At 74.2% G+C, this 15,661-nt stretch carries 13 protein-coding genes; 4 read left to right on the top strand and 9 right to left on the bottom strand.

Features of this window, described 5'->3' with window-relative positions; genetic code table 11:
- Positions 1–69: 69 nt before the first annotated feature.
- The 3 genes from otsB to FGD68_RS07510 form a co-directional block, all read right to left on the bottom strand.
- A complete protein-coding gene (gene otsB / locus FGD68_RS07520; RefSeq protein ID WP_043587739.1) occupies positions 70–897 on the bottom strand; it encodes a trehalose-phosphatase in 828 nt (275 codons plus the stop codon).
- A gap of 5 nt (positions 898–902) precedes the next feature.
- Entirely contained in the window at positions 903–2,498 is a 1,596-nt protein-coding gene (locus FGD68_RS07515) for an alpha,alpha-trehalose-phosphate synthase (UDP-forming) (RefSeq protein WP_104236048.1), read from the bottom strand.
- A gap of 101 nt (positions 2,499–2,599) precedes the next feature.
- Entirely contained in the window at positions 2,600–3,424 is an 825-nt protein-coding gene (locus FGD68_RS07510) for a fructosamine kinase family protein (RefSeq protein WP_237609982.1), read from the bottom strand.
- A 148-nt stretch (positions 3,425–3,572) separates the two neighbouring features.
- Here FGD68_RS07510 and FGD68_RS07505 point away from each other — a divergent pair, with 148 nt between their 5' ends.
- Together FGD68_RS07505 and FGD68_RS07500 are read left to right on the top strand one after the other, a co-directional pair.
- Complete coding sequence (locus tag FGD68_RS07505) at positions 3,573–4,448, top strand: sugar phosphate isomerase/epimerase family protein (protein ID WP_119373834.1); 876 nt, start codon at positions 3,573–3,575, stop codon at positions 4,446–4,448.
- Between the two features lie 174 nt (positions 4,449–4,622).
- Positions 4,623–4,925, top strand: coding sequence for a putative quinol monooxygenase (locus FGD68_RS07500; protein ID WP_012037768.1), 303 nt, complete (start codon positions 4,623–4,625; stop codon positions 4,923–4,925).
- A 75-nt stretch (positions 4,926–5,000) separates the two neighbouring features.
- Here the strand turns inward: FGD68_RS07500 and FGD68_RS07495 are convergent, their stop codons facing one another.
- The 5 genes from FGD68_RS07495 to FGD68_RS07475 form a co-directional block, all read right to left on the bottom strand.
- Positions 5,001–6,311 carry a hypothetical protein gene (locus tag FGD68_RS07495; protein ID WP_237609981.1) on the bottom strand — a complete coding sequence of 437 codons (1,311 nt, stop codon included), beginning with the start codon at positions 6,309–6,311 and terminating at the stop codon, positions 5,001–5,003.
- Positions 6,312–6,430: 119 nt separating this feature from the next.
- Positions 6,431–8,326 carry a YhgE/Pip domain-containing protein gene (locus tag FGD68_RS07490; RefSeq protein ID WP_237609980.1) on the bottom strand — a complete coding sequence of 632 codons (1,896 nt, stop codon included), beginning with the start codon at positions 8,324–8,326 and terminating at the stop codon, positions 6,431–6,433.
- Positions 8,323–11,265, bottom strand: a complete 2,943-nt coding sequence (locus FGD68_RS07485; protein WP_237609979.1) for an MMPL family transporter — start codon at positions 11,263–11,265, stop codon at positions 8,323–8,325. The genes FGD68_RS07490 and FGD68_RS07485 overlap by 4 nt, the downstream gene beginning before the upstream one ends.
- A 60-nt stretch (positions 11,266–11,325) precedes the next feature.
- Complete coding sequence (locus tag FGD68_RS07480; protein ID WP_119373209.1) at positions 11,326–11,904, bottom strand: TetR/AcrR family transcriptional regulator; 579 nt, start codon at positions 11,902–11,904, stop codon at positions 11,326–11,328.
- 82 nt (positions 11,905–11,986) lie between these two features.
- Positions 11,987–13,141: an SLC13 family permease gene (locus FGD68_RS07475; RefSeq protein WP_119373208.1), complete on the bottom strand. Its 1,155-nt coding sequence runs from the start codon at positions 13,139–13,141 to the stop codon at positions 11,987–11,989.
- Between the two features lie 152 nt (positions 13,142–13,293).
- Between FGD68_RS07475 and FGD68_RS07470 the strand changes: the two genes are divergently transcribed.
- Entirely contained in the window at positions 13,294–13,482 is a 189-nt protein-coding gene (locus FGD68_RS07470) for a hypothetical protein (protein WP_045527086.1), read from the top strand.
- Between the two features lie 72 nt (positions 13,483–13,554).
- On the opposite strand, the gene FGD68_RS07465 is transcribed toward FGD68_RS07470, so the two are convergent.
- A complete protein-coding gene (locus FGD68_RS07465; protein WP_182480923.1) occupies positions 13,555–14,784 on the bottom strand; it encodes a mechanosensitive ion channel family protein in 1,230 nt (409 codons plus the stop codon).
- Positions 14,785–14,994: 210 nt separating this feature from the next.
- On the opposite strand from FGD68_RS07465, the gene FGD68_RS07460 reads away from it, so the two are divergent.
- Complete coding sequence (locus tag FGD68_RS07460; protein ID WP_237609978.1) at positions 14,995–15,651, top strand: hypothetical protein; 657 nt, start codon at positions 14,995–14,997, stop codon at positions 15,649–15,651.
- The last annotated feature ends 10 nt before the right edge of the window (positions 15,652–15,661 follow it).

The raw sequence follows: 15,661 nt of genomic DNA, 5'->3' as shown, positions 1-15,661 counted from the left end.
GGTCTCCTCTCGCGAGTCGGCTGTTTCCCCAGTCTACCTGAGCCCTACCTGAGAGACCGGGCGCCCGCCTCAGTCGGGATGGACGACCGGCTCGGCGCGGAGGTCCGCGAGCACCTGCAGCACCCGCGCGACGTCGTGCGGGCCGTCGACGCGGAAGTCCGCGGCCGTCGCGCCCGTGCCGCTCTTGAGCCCGAGGTCGCCGGCCTGGAGCGCGGCGAACGCGTCCTCGTCGGTGACGTCGTCGCCCGCGTAGAAGACGGCCGTCGCCTCCGCGTACCTGCGCAGGTGCTCGACCGCCTCGCCCTTGGTCGCGTGCCGGACGCTGAACTCCAGCACGTCCTTGCCCGAGCGGACCTTGAGGCCCTCGACCTCCGCGTGCGCCTCCTGCGTGGCGACGAGGTGCGCGATGCGGCTGTGCCTCTCCGTGGCGAGGCGCGTGTGCAGGGCGAAGCCCGCGGGCTTCTCCTCGATCCACACCTCGTCGAGCGAGTCGGCGACCTGGCCGAGCACGTCGGAGAGGACGCCGCGCTGGGCGAGCTCGCCCTCGTCGAGGGTGAGCTCGATGTCGTCGGTGTCGAGGCGGATCTCCACCCCGTGCGACCCGACGAGCAGCACGTCGTCCGGGAGGTCCGCCACGGCCTCGAGGCTGCGCAGCGCGCGGCCCGAGACGAGCGCGACGCGCGTCTCCGGCAGGGCCAGCAGCGCGAGCACCGCCGCACGGGCCTCGGGGACCGCGCGCGCCTTCTCGGGATCGTCGACCTCCGGGGCGAGCGTGCCGTCGAAGTCGAGCGCGACGAGCAGGCGCGGCGTGCGCGCGAGCTCGGTGAGCGCCTCGAACAGGCGGCCGGGGAAGCCGCGGCCGCCCTTGGCCTGGATGTCGGTCGTCAGCTCGGCCACGCGCGCTACCAGCCCTCGTCCATGAGGGGCTCGACGACCTCTTCGTCGGGGCCCTCGTGGATCGAGGCGGCGTGCGTGCGCCCGAGGTCGGCCAGGAACGAGCTCGACCAGGCCGCCACGTCGTTCTCGAACACGCGCTTGCGGAGCGACCGCATGCGCTTGCGCTGCTCGGCCTTCGGCATCTCGATGGCCCGGAGGATCGCCTCCTTGAGGCCCTCGATGTCGTGCGGGTTCACGAGGAGCGCGGCCTTCAGCTCGTCGGCCGCTCCCGCGAACTCGCTGAGCACGAGCACGCCCTCGTCCGAGTGCTTGGTGGCGACGTACTCCTTGGCGACCAGGTTCATCCCGTCGCGGAGCGCGGTGACGAGCATGACGTCGGCCGCGAGGCACAGCGCCACCATCTCCTCCTTCGGGTACCCGTGGTGCAGGTAGCTGATGGCCGTGTGGCTGATGGATCCGTAGTCGCCGTTGATGCGCCCGACCGTGAGCTCGATCTCGTCGCGCAGCTGCTTGTACGTCTCCACCCGCTCGCGGCTGGGGCTCGCGACCTGCACGAGCGTCGCGTCCTCCACCTTCACGCGGCCGTCCGCGAGGAGCTCGCCGAACGCCTTCAGGCGGTGGCCGATGCCCTTCGTGTAGTCGAGGCGGTCGACGCCCAGCAGGATCGTCTTCGGGTCGCCGAGGTCGGCGCGGATCTGGCGGGCGCGCTCCTGGATGGCAGGGTCCTTGGCCATCTCCTCGTAGCTCCTGGCGTCGATCGAGATCGGGTAGTGCTTCGCGATGACCTGCCGGGTGCGGAGCTCGCGCACGGGCTTGGACGGCTTCGTGCCGGGGATGGTGAGCGGGATGCCGCCGCGCACGGGCACGTCGACGGTGGATCCGCGGGTCGTGTACCCGAACAGCCGCCGGACCGCGCGCGTGAAGTTGCCGGCGTCGGCCACGCGCTGGAAGCCGATGACGTCGGCGCCGAGCAGCCCCTCGATGATCTGCGTGCGCCAGGGCAGCTGCGAGTAGATGCCGTAGGGCGGGAACGGGATGTGGTTGAAGAAGCCGATGGTGAGGTCCGGCCGCTGCTCGCGCAGCATCTTCGGCACGAGCTGCAGTTGGTAGTCCTGCACCCACACCGTGGCGCCGGGCGCGGCGGCCTTCGCGGCCGCGTCGGCGAAGCGCTGGTTGACCTTCACGTAGGTGTCCCACCACTCGCGGTGGTAGCTCGGCTGCGCGATGACGTCGTGGTACAGCGGCCACAGCGTGTCGTTCGAGAAGCCCTCGTAGTACTCGGCGAGGTCCTGCTCGGTCAGGGTGACGGGGATGATCGAGATGCCGTCGTCGACGAAGGGCTCCACGTCGTGGTCGGCGATGCCCGGCCAGCCGACCCACGCGCCCTCGTTGGCGCGCATCACGGGCTCGAGGGCCGTGACCAGTCCGCCCGGCGAGTGCCGCCAGGACGTGGTGCCGTCGGCCGCGACGACGCGGTCGACCGGGAGGCGGTTGGACACGACGACGAGGTCGTACGCGCCGGGCTCGACGTCGGCGCCGTCGTGCGCGGCAGCCGTGGTCGGCTCGGTCGCGGAGGGCGTGGATGAGGGTGGCGGAGTCACGGTTCCCGTCTCGGTTGCGCAGAGCTCTGTGGTACCTGCTCGGTGGGTCGAGGCTACCAGCCCCACCCGCTTCTGACCGGGGGGTCGCACGTCCTTCCGCGTCACATCCGGAGCACCGCCCCGGCCGCGTCGTGCAGCGCGTCGCCGTACGCCGGGCCGTGCGAGGCGGCGTGGACGGCGAGCGGATGCAGCTGGTGCATCGGCACGCGGGCGCGCCACCCGGCGACGAGGGATCCGGTGTCCGCGTACGCGCCGAGGACGTCGTCGAGGCCGGGGCAGCCGAAGAGCGCGAGCATCGCGAGGTCGGTCTCGCGATGGCCGCCGTGCGCGGCCGGGTCGATGAGGACGGCGCCGGCGTCCGTCCACTGCACGTTGCCCGACCAGAGGTCGCCGTGGATGCGGGCGGGCGGCGCCTCGTCGTCGAACCGGCCGTCGGCGACGAGGTCGCACGCGCGCTCCACGTCGGCGGCCTGGGCCGAGGTGACGTTCCCCGCGTCGACCGCGCGGCGGAGGTACGGCAGCACGCGCTCGCGGGCGTACCAGGCGCCCCAGCCCTCCCCCGCGCCGTCCTCCGGGGCGGGCGCGTCGCGCACCGACAGCGGCTGCCGCCCGATGAAGGCCGGCCCGGCGAGCCCGGCCGGCGGCGAGCCGAACGCGGGCGCGCCGGCGGCGTGGGTGACGGCCAGCGCCGCGCCGAGCGCGCGGGCGGCCTGGCGCGTCGGACGGGCGGGCACGAGGCGCTCGAGGTCGATGCGGCCCGGCGCCACGTCGATCACCCGCACGATGCGCGCTCCCCCGCCGGGCTCCGCCTCCGCGAGCCACGCGAGTCCGGCGGCCTCTGCCTCGAAGAAGCCGCGCGGCGCATCCGGACGCTCCTTCCGGAACGCATCCGCGTCACCGTGCCGGTCCGATCCCGCAGCCGCCATGCCCGCTCCCTCGCCTCGTGGGCGGCGCACCGGCCGCCCTCCCGTCGCATCCAGCATGCCGACCACCGCTGTCCGCGTCGCGCACCCGACATGCGCCGGACCGTCCGCGTACCCCCGGGGCACAGGGGCGGCGGGTAGGGTCGCCGACGTGATCCGAGTAGGCATGAGCACCACCTGCGTGTACCCCCAGCCCGTCGAGAACGCCTTCGTGATGGCCAAGCGCGCCGGCTTCGACGGCGTCGAGATCATGGTGACGAACGACGCGGTCACCCAGGACGCCGACGCCCTGCGCGCCATGTCGGAGAAGCACGGCCTGCCGATCCTGTCGATCCACGCCCCCGTGCTGCTGCTCACGCACTTCGTGTGGGGCCGGGACCCGAAGGTGAAGCTGGAGCGGTCCGCCGAGCTCGCCCGCGCTGTCGGCGCGCCCGCCGTCGTGGTGCACCCGCCGTTCCGCTGGCAGGCCGGCTACGCCGAGTCGTTCCTCGACATCGTCCGGTCCATCCAGACGGAGACCGGCGTCGAGATCGCGGTCGAGAACATGTTCCCGTGGCAGGTCGCCGGCCGCAGCATGAAGGCGTACGCGCCGGGCTGGGATCCCACCGTCATGGACTGCGACGCCACCACGCTCGACTTCTCCCACGCCTCGCTCTCCGGCCAGGACGCGCTCGAGATGGCCAAGGCCCTCGGCCCGCGCCTGCGCCACGTGCACCTCTGCGACGGATCCGGCTCGCAGGACGACGGCCGCATCTTCGACGAGCACCTCCTCCCGGGCCGCGGCACGCAGCCCGTCGCCGAGACGCTCCGCTGGCTCGCCGAGCAGGGCTGGCAGGGCGGCGTCGTCGCCGAGGTCAACGCCCGCAAGGCCAAGACCGAGGAGCAGCGCATGGCCATGCTCGTCGAGACGCGCGAGTTCGCGCAGCGGCAGCTCCGGCTCGACATCGCACCCGAGAAGACGCCCGTCGCGCCGCGCGCGGTGTCCGGGTACCAGCGGCTCCGCACCGCGCTCCGTCGCGACCGGTGATCCGCCGGGCGTCCCGATCGGGCGCCCGCGTCTGCCGCCCTCCCCGACACGCCCGCGCACGCCGGGCGGGACTGCCGTCCAGCCGCGCGCGGTTGGATGGAGCAGGGGAACGTCCCCGCACATGATGGACGTCGCGCCGGGCCACGCCCGCCCGACGTCGGGACCGGAGACACCATGAGCACCACCGTGCACCTCGAGATCCAGGTCGACGAGAGCCGCCTGGCCGACGTCGCCGACGTCCTCGCCGAGACCCTGCAGGCCACGCGCGCCTTCGCGGGCAACGAGGGCCTGGAGGTCCTCGTCGACGACGCCGACCCCGCCCGCATGGTCGTCGTGGAGCAGTGGGCGTCCACCGCCGACCACGACGCGTACGTCGCATGGCGCGCCACGCCGGAGGGCGCCGCGCGCCTCGGCGAGGTGCTGGCCGCGCCGCCCGTGACCCGCGTGTTCAGCGGGCGCATCGCGCTCGCGCTGTAGCGGCGGGTCCGACGCACGACGAGGGCCGCCCGGGCATCCGGGCGGCCCTCGTCGTGCGCGGGCGGGATCCCGCGGTCAGCGCCCGCTGAGGTCGTGGGGACGCTGGTGCGGATCCACCGTGGCGAGGTAGCCGCCGTCCGCGAGCGCGGACGGGACGGCGATCGTGCCGCGCACCGTCGCCGTGGTGCCTGCGACGTCGATCTCGAGGACGGATCCCGTGCCCGCGCGGGACAGGAACAGCTCGGAGCCGTCGTCGGACGCGGCGAGGAACCGCGCGGCGGATCCGGCGCCCTGCACCTGCCCGAGCCCCGGCAGCCGCACCGACGTGACCGCGCCGTCGTACAGGCCGGCGCGTCCGCGGGCGACGAGGGACAGCGTGTCCACGCCGCCGGCCGTCACGACCGCGGCCGCGTAGCCGGGGGTCACGACCGCGCGCGTCGACGCGCCGGAGCCGAGCGCGACGCTCGCCACGCCGGCGCCGCGCATCGACGACGACGTCAGCAGCGTGGGCGTGCCCGGCCCGGTGCCGGTCTGCGTGCCCACGGCCGTCTCGCCGTCGGGCGCCATGCGCGGGCGGTAGCTCTGCACGGCGGGCTCGGGGTAGGCCCGGGAGACGGACGCGCCGAAGCCGCCGCGGGTGAGCGGCACCGTCTCGATCCCGTCGTGCAGCGTCGAGCCGATCACCGTTCCGCGCGCATCCGCGACCGGGCCGTGCGGGTACGCGCCGAACGGGGTCGTGGCCACGGGCGCCGGGTTCGCGTCGCCGCCGAGGATCGCCGACACGTCGTAGGAGTCGAGGCGCCCGCCCGCGGTCACGACGAGCCGCAGGGGCGACCCGACGAGGAACGTCTCCATCTCCTCGGTGCCGCGCTCCCCCGTCGTGGCGAGGGTCACCTCGCTCGTGCTGATCTTCGCGGTGCGCGCCAGCTGCCTGCGGGTGTCGACGACCGTGACCTGCTGCGTGGTGGATCCGTCGATGTCGGAGCCGACCGCGACGAAGCGGTGCCCGGGGTCGTCCGAGATCCATCCGGCCCGCGTCCATGCGCCGGCGACCGCGGGGATCGGCGTGGACGAGGCGATGCGCGGGACGCCCGACGAGCCGATGTCGACCACGTCGAGCCGCGGCCCGGCCTCGTCGACGAAGGCCACCCGGCCGTGGCCCATCTGGATCACGCCCGCATGCGTGCCGAGGACGGCGCCGGGCAGCGCGCCCGTGATGCGCCCGGTCGAGGCGTCCGCGACGAAGACGGCGTGCGCGGTGGGGTCGGCCACGAGCAGCCAACGGGCGCGCGGGGCCGCCTCCGCTGCCGGGACGGGTGCCGCGAGCGAGCCCGCGAGGAGGCCGAGGGCGGCGACGCCGGCGGCGAGGAGGGAGGGGATGCGCATGGTGCCCGCTTTCTGAGAATGATTCTCAGAACGATACGGGCTCCGTGTCGCGCATCGGACGCGCTGTGCACGGATCCCCCGGCGACCGGCCGACACGGCGCGGCCGCCGGGGCGCATCGTCACACCGCGACGGCGACCGAGGAAGGCGCCGTCCCGGGCACGAGCCCGAGGCTCTTCGCCCGGCGCGAGCGCCGCGTCACGAGGTACGACACCGCGAGGCTCAGCAGCAGGAACACCGCGAGCACGCCCGCCGAGCCCCACGCGACGCCCGGGGCCCCGCCCGCGATGATCGCCTGCATACCCGACGCCGCGTAGGTGAGCGGCAGGAACGGGCTGATCGCCTGGAACGGCGCGGCCACGAGCTGCAGCGGGATCACCCCGCCCATCGCCGCGGCCTGGATGGCCAGCAGGATCAGCGACACGACGAGCCCCGCGCGCCCGAACGCCTGCCGGAGCAGGTAGTGGATCGCCGTGAAGGCCGCCGCCGTGACGGCCGCGAACCCGAGCGTCGCGGGCAGCAGCGCGAGCGACAGCCCGAGCGCGGCGTGCACGAGCGCGACGAGCAGCACCACCTGGGCGAGCGCGATGAGGGCGGCGCGCGCGAGCACGCGCCCCATCACGCGGCCGGTCGCGGCAGAGGACGCGAGGAGGCGTCGAGCGGCCGGGCGCAGCACGAGGAAGGTCGCGAACGCGCCGAGCCAGAGGCCGATCGGCACGAAGATCGCGGCGATCGCGTCGCCCGGGCTGCCGATCTCGTTCTCGCGCTCGACCGTGAGGCCGACGGGATCCGCGACGACGCCCGAGGCGGACGACGCCTGGTCGGCGTCGAGGGACGGGATCTGCTCCGCGCCCTGGGTGAGCCCGGTGCCGAGCTCGGTCGCGCCGGACGCCAGCCCGTCGGCACCCGTGGCGAGGTCGCCCGCGCCCGTCGCCGCGGACGTCGTGCCGGTGCGCAGCTGGCCGAGGCCGTCGCTGAGCTGCCGCGCGCCGGAGACGAGCGCGCCGCCGTTGGCCGCGAGCTGGGACGCGCCGGACGCGCTCTGGCCGATGCCCTGCTGCACGCCCTGGATCCCGGCCGCCGCCTGCGTCGCGAGTGCCTGCCCCTGCGCCGCGTACTGGTCGAGCCCCTGCTCGAGCGGCGCGAGCTGCGCCGCGATGGGCGCGCTCTGCGGGTTCGCGGCGAGCTGCTGCCGGATCCCGGCCACCTGCGCCGCGATCTGGCCGGCCCCGCCCGCGTACTGCCCGACGCCGTCGGAGACCTGCGAGAGGCCGGCGGCCCCGGTCTGCAGCCGGTCGAGCCCGGAGGAGAGCTGCGATACGCCGCCCGTGTACGTGCCGAGGCCGTCCGCGAGCTTCGACGCGCCCTGCTGGGACCGGCCGACGCCGTCGCCGAGCTGCGTGATGCCGTCGCCGAGCGTCGTCGCCCCCGCGGAGAGCTGCGTGGCCCCGTCGGCGAGCTTGTCGGCCCCCGCCCCCGCGTCGGTGAGCGACCCCTTGAGGCTGCCGAAGGTCGTGTAGATGCCGGAGACGTACTGCGAGGTGATGGCGTTGCCGAACACGCTCGTCATGCCCACGCCGACGGCCTGGGTGGCCGCGCCCGTCAGGTAGCCGTGCGCGTCGTCCGTCTTCACGCTGATCTCGGCGCGCTTCGGGGCGTCCGTCGACAGCGACACGATCGAGGCGGAGAAGTCCTTCGGCACCGTGAGCACCGCGTAGACCTCGCCGTCGTCGAGCATCCGCTGTGCCTCGTCGGCGTTGGTGATGGTCCAGTCGAATGCCTGGTTGTCGTCGCTGGTCAGCTGCGTCACCAGCAGGCGGCCGGCGAGCACGGGCGACTCGGTGCCGTCCTGGGCCTTCTGCTGCACGATCTCGTCCTGGTTGACGATGGCGGCGGGCACCCGCTCGACGCCCTTCGCGACGTCCGAGAGCGAGCCGATGAAGAGGCCGGCGACCGCGAGGGGCACGATCGCGACGAGGGCGACGGCGAGCCGTCTGCGTGCGGAGCGGGTGGTCATCGGCGGGTCTCCTTGCCGGTCGTGACGGGCTGGTCGATGTCGGGGCGCGCGTCGGCGCCGGGAGCGGGCGCGTCGCCGGCGGCGAGGCGGAGGCGCACGGTGGGCCTGCCGGGGATCCCGTGCTCGTCCGGGAACCACGGCGCGCCCAGCAGGACGGTCGTGCTCTCGTGGACGAGCGCGGGCAGGGCGGCGAGGAACGCGCGCTCCGCGGCAGCGTCCGGGAAGGGATCCACCACGTCGAGGACGAGCACGGGCGCGCGGCCCGCGGCGGCGACGGCCGTCAGGGCGATGGCGCGCTCGAGCGGCAGGAGCGATCCCACGGGATCGTCCGCGCCGATGCGTCGGGCACCAGCGGCGTCGGCCGCCTGGTCGATCCGGTCCAGCCACTCGGCCCGGCGCGACCGGGCGCCGCGGCGGCGTCCCATCGGCTCGGACAGGTCGATGCGCTCGGCCAGCAGGTCGCCCACGGTGACGCCGGAGTCGACCCGGTCGACCCGTCCGAGGTCGGCCATCGCGACGCTCGTGAGCACGCGGCCCGCCTCGGAGGCGAGCGGATGGCCGGCGACGTGCGCGCGACCGGACAGCGGAGCGAGCCGGGCGCCCAGCGTGGCGCCGAGGAGGCGCCGGTCGGCCACCGCGCCCTCGACGAGCACGAGGGATCCGGCGGGTGCGCTCAGGTCGACGGGCTGGAGCCTGCGCCCCGGCACGCCCACGACGAGCCGCTCGGCCGCGACGGCGGCACCCGACGCGTGCGCCCAGTCGACGTCGTCCTGGTGCTCGCGGAGGCCCTCGCCCTCGATGTCGACGTCCGGCAGGATGCGGTCGAGCCAGCGCGGGATCCACCACGCCCGCTTGCCGAGCAGCGCCATGGCGGCGGGCACGAGGGTCATGCGCACGAGGAACGCGTCGAAGAAGATGCCGACCGCGAGGCCGAGCGCGATGGTCTTGATGACGCCCGCGCCCTCCGGCACGAACGCCGCGAAGACGAAGAACATGATGAGCGCGGCCGCCGTGACGACCCGCGCGGCGCCCGAGAAGCCCGTGACGATCGCGCGCCTCGCGTCACCGTGGTGCACGAAGTCCTCCCGCATGCCGGAGACGAGGAACACCTCGTAGTCCATGGCGAGGCCGAACAGGATCGCCATGAGCAGGATCGGCATGAAGCTGAGGATCGGGCCGGGCGTCACGCCGAGCGCGTCCGCGAAGTGTCCCTGCTGGAAGATCAGCACCACGGTGCCGAACGACACGACGACGCTCAGCAGGAAGCCGATCGCGGCCTTCACCGGCACGAAGATCGAGCGGAACACGATCATCAGCAGGAGGATCGACAGCCCCACCACCACGATCCCGAACGGCACGAGCGCCTGGTCGAGCCGCTGCGAGATGTCGTTCTGCACGGCCGTGGTGCCCGTGACGGAGACGCGCGTGTCGTAGCGGTCGTGCAGGCCGGGCGCGAGGTCGCGGATCGACTGCATGAGCGCCGTGGTCTCCGCCGACTCGGGCGGGCTGTCCGGCACGACCTGGATGATCGCGGTGTCGACCGACGGGTTCGGCGTGCCCGTGCCGACGAAGGCCACGTCGTCGAGCCCGCGGATCTCGTCGCCGATCTTCCCGAGCACCCCGACCGGGTCGGTGGTCTGCGTGATGTCGACGAGCACGACGAGCGGGCCGTTGTGGCCGGGGCCGAAGGCGTCGGAGACGGTGTCGTACGCGACGCGGCTGGTGGATCCGGCGGGCTGGGTCGCCCCGCTCGGCAGCCCCAGCTGCAGCTGCGACGCGGGCACGGCGAGGAGGCCGGCGATGCCGACCACGATCACGACGGGGATGATCGGCACCTTCGTGACGATCGCCACCCAGCGCGCCCCGAGCGTGCGCTGCGTCCCCTCGGCCTGCGCCTTCGCGCGGCGCGCGGCCCGCGAGCCCTCCTTCGGCCGGAGCCGCTCCCCCGCGAATCCGAGCATCGCGGGCAGCAGCGTCGTCGCGACGCCCATCGCGAGCAGCACCGCGAACGCCGCGCCGAGCCCCATCACCGTGAGGAACGGGATCTGCACCACGAGGAGCCCGAGCAGCGCGATGATCACCGTCACGCCCGCGAAGATCACGGCGCTTCCCGCGGTGGCCACCGCGGTCGCCGCCGAGCGCTCGACGGGCATGCCGTTCGCGAGCTGCGTGCGGTGCCGCATGAGGATGAAGAGGGCGTAGTCGATCCCGACCGCGAGGCCGATCATGACGGCGAGCAGCGGCGACGCGCTCGACACCGTGACGAACCTCGAGGCGGCCATGAGCGCGCCGGCGGAGGCCGCGACGCCGACGAGCGCGCCGATGAGCGGCAGGCCGGCCGCGAGCATCGACCCGAACGTGAGCACGAGCACGAGGCCCGCGAACAGCACGCCGAACGCCTCGGTGACCGTGACGCCGTAGTGCACGTCCTGGAACACCTGGCCGCCGAACGAGACCGTCAGCCCCGCGTCCTCCGCCGCCTGCGCGGACTCCTTCAGCGCGTCGAGCGTCGCGGTCGTCACCTGGTCGCTCTGTCCGGAGAACTGCACGGTCGTGATCGCCACGGTGCCGTCGTCCGAGACGGCGTCGGTCGCGTACTCGGAGAACGGGGACAGCGCCGTCGCGACGCCCTGCACCTCGCCCGCCGCCGTCGCGGTGGCCTCGATGGCGGCCTTCGGGCCGTCGTCGGTGACCTTCGCGCCGGCCGGTGCCTCGGTCACGATCTGCGCGCTCGCGCCCGCGGCCTGCGGGAACACGGCCGCGAGCCGGTCGATGGCCTCCTGCGACTCGGTGCCCGGGATCGAGAACGACTCCTGGGTCTTCCCGCCGAGGGCGAGGCCGCCGCCCAGCAGGATGCCGAGGACGAGGATCCACGCGGCGACGACGCGCCACGGGTGGAGGAACGAGATCCGGCCGAGCCGGTACAGAAGCGTGGCCATGGGCGGGTGGCTCTCCTTGCGTGGGACGTGCGCGTGGGGACGTGCGGGGGCGGAGCGGGATCAGGCGGAGCGGGTGCCGAGGGGGGCGAGGAGCTCCCCCACGACCACGACGAGAGCAGCCCTGATCTCGTCGTCGGGCAGCGGTTCGTTGGTGGACCAGTCGTCGCTCGCGGCGAGGATGTACGCCGCGCCGCCGAGCGCCACGCCGAAGCGCAGCTGGTCGAGCGTGCTGTCGAGCGCACCGGCTGTCTCGCCGAGCGCGCGCACGAGGTCGTTGGCCCGCTCGATGACGGCGAGATGCCCGAGCGAGCGGCCCTGCGTGATGAACAGCGCCACCTCGTGCCGGTGCAGCAGGAGGAAGTCGATGAAGCGCTCGACGAACTGGCGCCTGGCGTCCTCGTCCCCGCGGATGGAGTCGGCGCGGACGATGACCTCGGCGAGCGCGTCGATGGTCGGCTCGAGGAGGGCGTCGAGGAGCGCCTCCTTGGAGGCGAAGTGGTAGAGCACGCTCGACTTCGAGTAGCCCGCCTCGTCCGCGATCTGCTGGAGCGAGGTCGCCTGGAACCCGTCGCGGGCGAAGCGCGCCGCGGCGATGGTGCGGAGCTCGTCGCCGGCGGAGGCGCGGGGGGATCGGGTCACGCGGAGAGCTTATGTCGACCGATCGGTCAGTCCCTGCACGATCGGTCAGACTTCCAGTCGTCTGCCAGGCGCGGGCGGGCGATCAGCGCGTGAGGACGAAGGCGAGCATCGCGAGGCCGACCGTGAGGGGCGCGACCACGAGCCCCAGCAGCACGTAGCGCGACCACTTGATGTGGACCCCCATGCTCACGAGGCGCTCGTGCCAGAGCAGGGTGGCGAGCGAGGCCCACGGCGTGATGAGCGGGCCCGCGTTGACGCCCACGAGGATCGCGACGAGGCGCTCCGGGGATCCCGCGACGGGCTCCAGCGCGAGGTACGCCGGCAGGTTGTCCACGGCGTTGGCGCTCAGCGTCGCGACGCCCGCCAGCCGGAAGAGCGCTCCCGCGTCCTGGCCCTGACCCGAGATCGCGGCCATCACGGCGGTGAGGCCGAGCGACTGCGCGGCCTCCATCACGATGAACAGGCCCGACGCGAACACCACGAGCTGCCAGGGCAGGAGCCCGAGCCGGAGCACGCGCGGGCGGCGGACGGCCGTGAGGATCGCGAGCACGACGGCCGCGGCGAGCGCGGGGATCCAGACCTCGACGCCCGAGACGAGCGCCGGAACGAGCAGCCCCACCACCACGGCGCTGCCCACGAGCAGCACGCGGTCGGTCGGCGCGGTGGGCGCCCCGACCTCGTACCGCGTGAAGAGGTCCTTGCGGTGGATGACGAGGATCGCGAGCACGGGCATCGCGATGGCCACGAGCGCCGGCGCGACCGTGAGCGCCGCGAACCCGACGGGGCCGAGGCCGCCGAGCTCGTGCTCCGCGAGCAGGTTCGTCAGGTTGGAGACGGGCAGCAGGAGCGACGCGGTGTTCGCGAGCCACACCGTCGTGAGCGCGAACGGGAGCGGCGGCAGCCCGCAGTGCCGGGCGAGCACGACGACCACGGGCGTGAGGAGCACGGCGGTCGTGTCGAGCGACAGGAAGATCGTGCAGAGGCACGCGAGCACGACGGTGGCGAGCCAGAGGGCCCACGTGCGTCCGCGCCCGAGTCCCGCGGCGCGCTCGGCGATCCAGGTGAAGAGCCCCGCCTCGCTGGCCAGCTCGGTGACCACCGTGATGGCGACCACGAAGAGGAGGATCGGCCAGACCCGCTCGTAGAGGACGCCGAGGTCGTCGAGCGGGAGGGCTCCGGTGGCCACGGCGACGGCGCCGACGACGAGGAGCACCACCCCGATGAGGGCTGTGCGCACGGGCGCCTCCTGTCTGATCCGCGATCACTGTACTCATCGCCCGCAGGGAGTCCGCACCGCCTGCGGAAAGGGGACGGCGGCCGGGACCCGGCGGCCGGGCGGCGGACGCGGCCGGCGGATCCCGGTACCGTGGAAGCACACTGGGAGGTGTCATGCGCAAGTACATCCTGAACGGCAGCGTCCTCAGCGCCCTCGTCGGCGGCTGGAGCACGCTCCAGACGACCCGTCGGGGTCCGCGCGACTGGAAGCTCGGCCTCATGTGGCTCAGCTGGGGCATCACCGTGGCCATCGCCATCGGCACCGTCATCGAGGACTCTCGCGACGGGCAGATCGGCAACTAGCCGCTCCGCTGCGCGACGCGCACGTCCACCCGGGCGTGCGCGTCCTCATGTGCCCGCGGGTGCTCGCGGGCCTCAGTCGTGCGTGCGCCACCTGTCGCCGTCGACCTCGAGGTCGATGCGCTCGGCGTCCGGCACGGTGGAGATCGGCCCGGTGAACTGGCTGGCGCGCGAGTCGCCCTGCGCCGTCCCCGAGAACAGGCCCATCGGCTCGGCCCCGCCCGCGCGCCGTCCCGCTCGGGGCGCGTCGCCGTGCTCGTGCGGATCCACCATCTGGACGCGCGTCCGCGGCAGCGACTGCGGGCTGTGCTCGTGCAGGAACGCGACGAGGCGCTCGCGCACGAGGCAGCGCAGGTCGAACAGGGTGGGCGCGTCGACGGCGGAGACGAGCACGCGGATCCGCACGTAGCCGCCGATCGCGTCCGTCACCTGCAGCACGGAGACGCGGCCGTCCCAGAGGTCGGTCGTCGCGAGCACCCGGTCGAGCTCCTCGCGCATGCTGGCGGGCGTCGCGCGCCAGTCGAGGTCGAGCTCCACAGCACCGAGGAGCTCCGACTTGGTGCGGGTCCAGTTCTGGAACGGCGTGGTCGTGAAGTAGGTCGACGGCAGCACCATCCGCCGGTCGTCCCAGATGTGGACGACCACGTAGGTCAGCGTGATCTCCTCCACGCGGCCCCACTCCGTCTCGACGATCACGACGTCGTCCACCCGGATGGCGTCGCTGAAGGCGAGCTGCATCCCGGCGAACACGTTGGCGAGCGTCGACTGCGCGGCGAGGCCCGCGACGATCGACACGAGCCCCGCGGAGGCGAGGACGCTGGCGCCCGCGGCCCGGGCGCCCGGGAAGGTCAGCAGGATCGCGCCGATCGCGACGACCACGATCGCCACCACCGTGAGCCGCCGGATGATGAGCACCTGCGTGCGCACCCGGCGCGCGATCCGGTTGTCGGCGACGTCCACGCGGTAGCGGCTGAGGCCGAGGTCCTCGAAGAAGATCGCGAGCGCGCACACCAGCCAGGCGGCCGCGACGATCGTGGTCACGTGCAGCAGGTGGTCGAGGCCGTCGCGCACCTCCCCCGGCGCGACCGAGGCACGGAGCGCGATCCAGACGGCGACCACCACGAGCAGCACGCGGAAGGGGCGGCGGGCGCGGATGACGAGCTGAGCCGCCCACTCCCGGCGCCGAGCGACGACGCGCACGACGACGGCGACGACGGCGGTGACGAGCAGGGCGGCGGCCACGGCGGCGAGCAGCGTGACGGTCACGGCGACGGCGGGCACGGCGAGCAGGGCGGGCAGGTCCACGGATCCTCCAGGGGGTCGGGCGGACCGCGCTGTCCCGGGCGTCCAGTCTCGCAGGCGCTCCGCGCCCCGCCGGCCGCGCGTCGAGGGGCGCACCGGGCGCGGACCCCGCGCCCCCACCGCGGGAACACCGGCGTGTCGCGGGTGAGCCCGGGCGTGTCGCCCACGATGATGAGCGTGATCGCGGCGGTGCGATCGGGGAGGCCGTGGATCATGTTCCGGTGGCGCAGAGGCAAGTCCGTCCCGACCGAGGCCGCGCCCGCCGCGGCCTCCGCGTCCGACCCGAGGTCCGGCGGACGGGGACCCGTCGCCGCACCGCCCGCGCCCGCGGTCTCGACCGCCACCGGCGAGCTGGCCGCGATCGCCGCCCGGCTCCACGGCGGCCCCGTGCGGCCGACGCACGTGCCCGCGCACAAGGCCGTGCCCGACGAGCCGTCCGCCACCGCGGCGATCGCCGACGGATCCGATGCGCCCGACGCCGACCGCGAGCCGGACCTCCGCCCGCTGACCCTCATCGTGCAGGCCGCGCTCGCGCACCACTTCGGCCCCGACGGCGCGTGGGCGCTCGTCCGCCGCACGCCCGACACGACGGCCGGCTTCTTCGACGAGCTGATGACGGCGCACATCGCCCGCGACGTGGCGCTCGCGCTCGGGGCCTCCCCCGCCGCGGCCGCCCTCCCGCTCGAGGACGCGCGGGCCACGGGATCCGACGGGGGCGACACGTCCGAGCGCGAGGCCGCCGACCGGCAGGACGCGGTCGCGCGCGAGCTCGCGGTCTTCGACGAGGATCCGCTCGACGGCTCCCTCGCCGAGCTCGCCGGCGACCCGCGCCGCGTCCCCGCGGCGCTCCGCTCCATGCTCCGCGCCTAGCCGCCCACGA

Origin of the sequence: Clavibacter californiensis (genome assembly GCF_021952865.1) — a bacterium.
GTDB lineage: Bacteria > Actinomycetota > Actinomycetes > Actinomycetales > Microbacteriaceae > Clavibacter > Clavibacter californiensis.
Note: the sequence above shows the minus strand (reverse complement) of the source record. Positions and strands in the feature narration are given on the sequence as shown.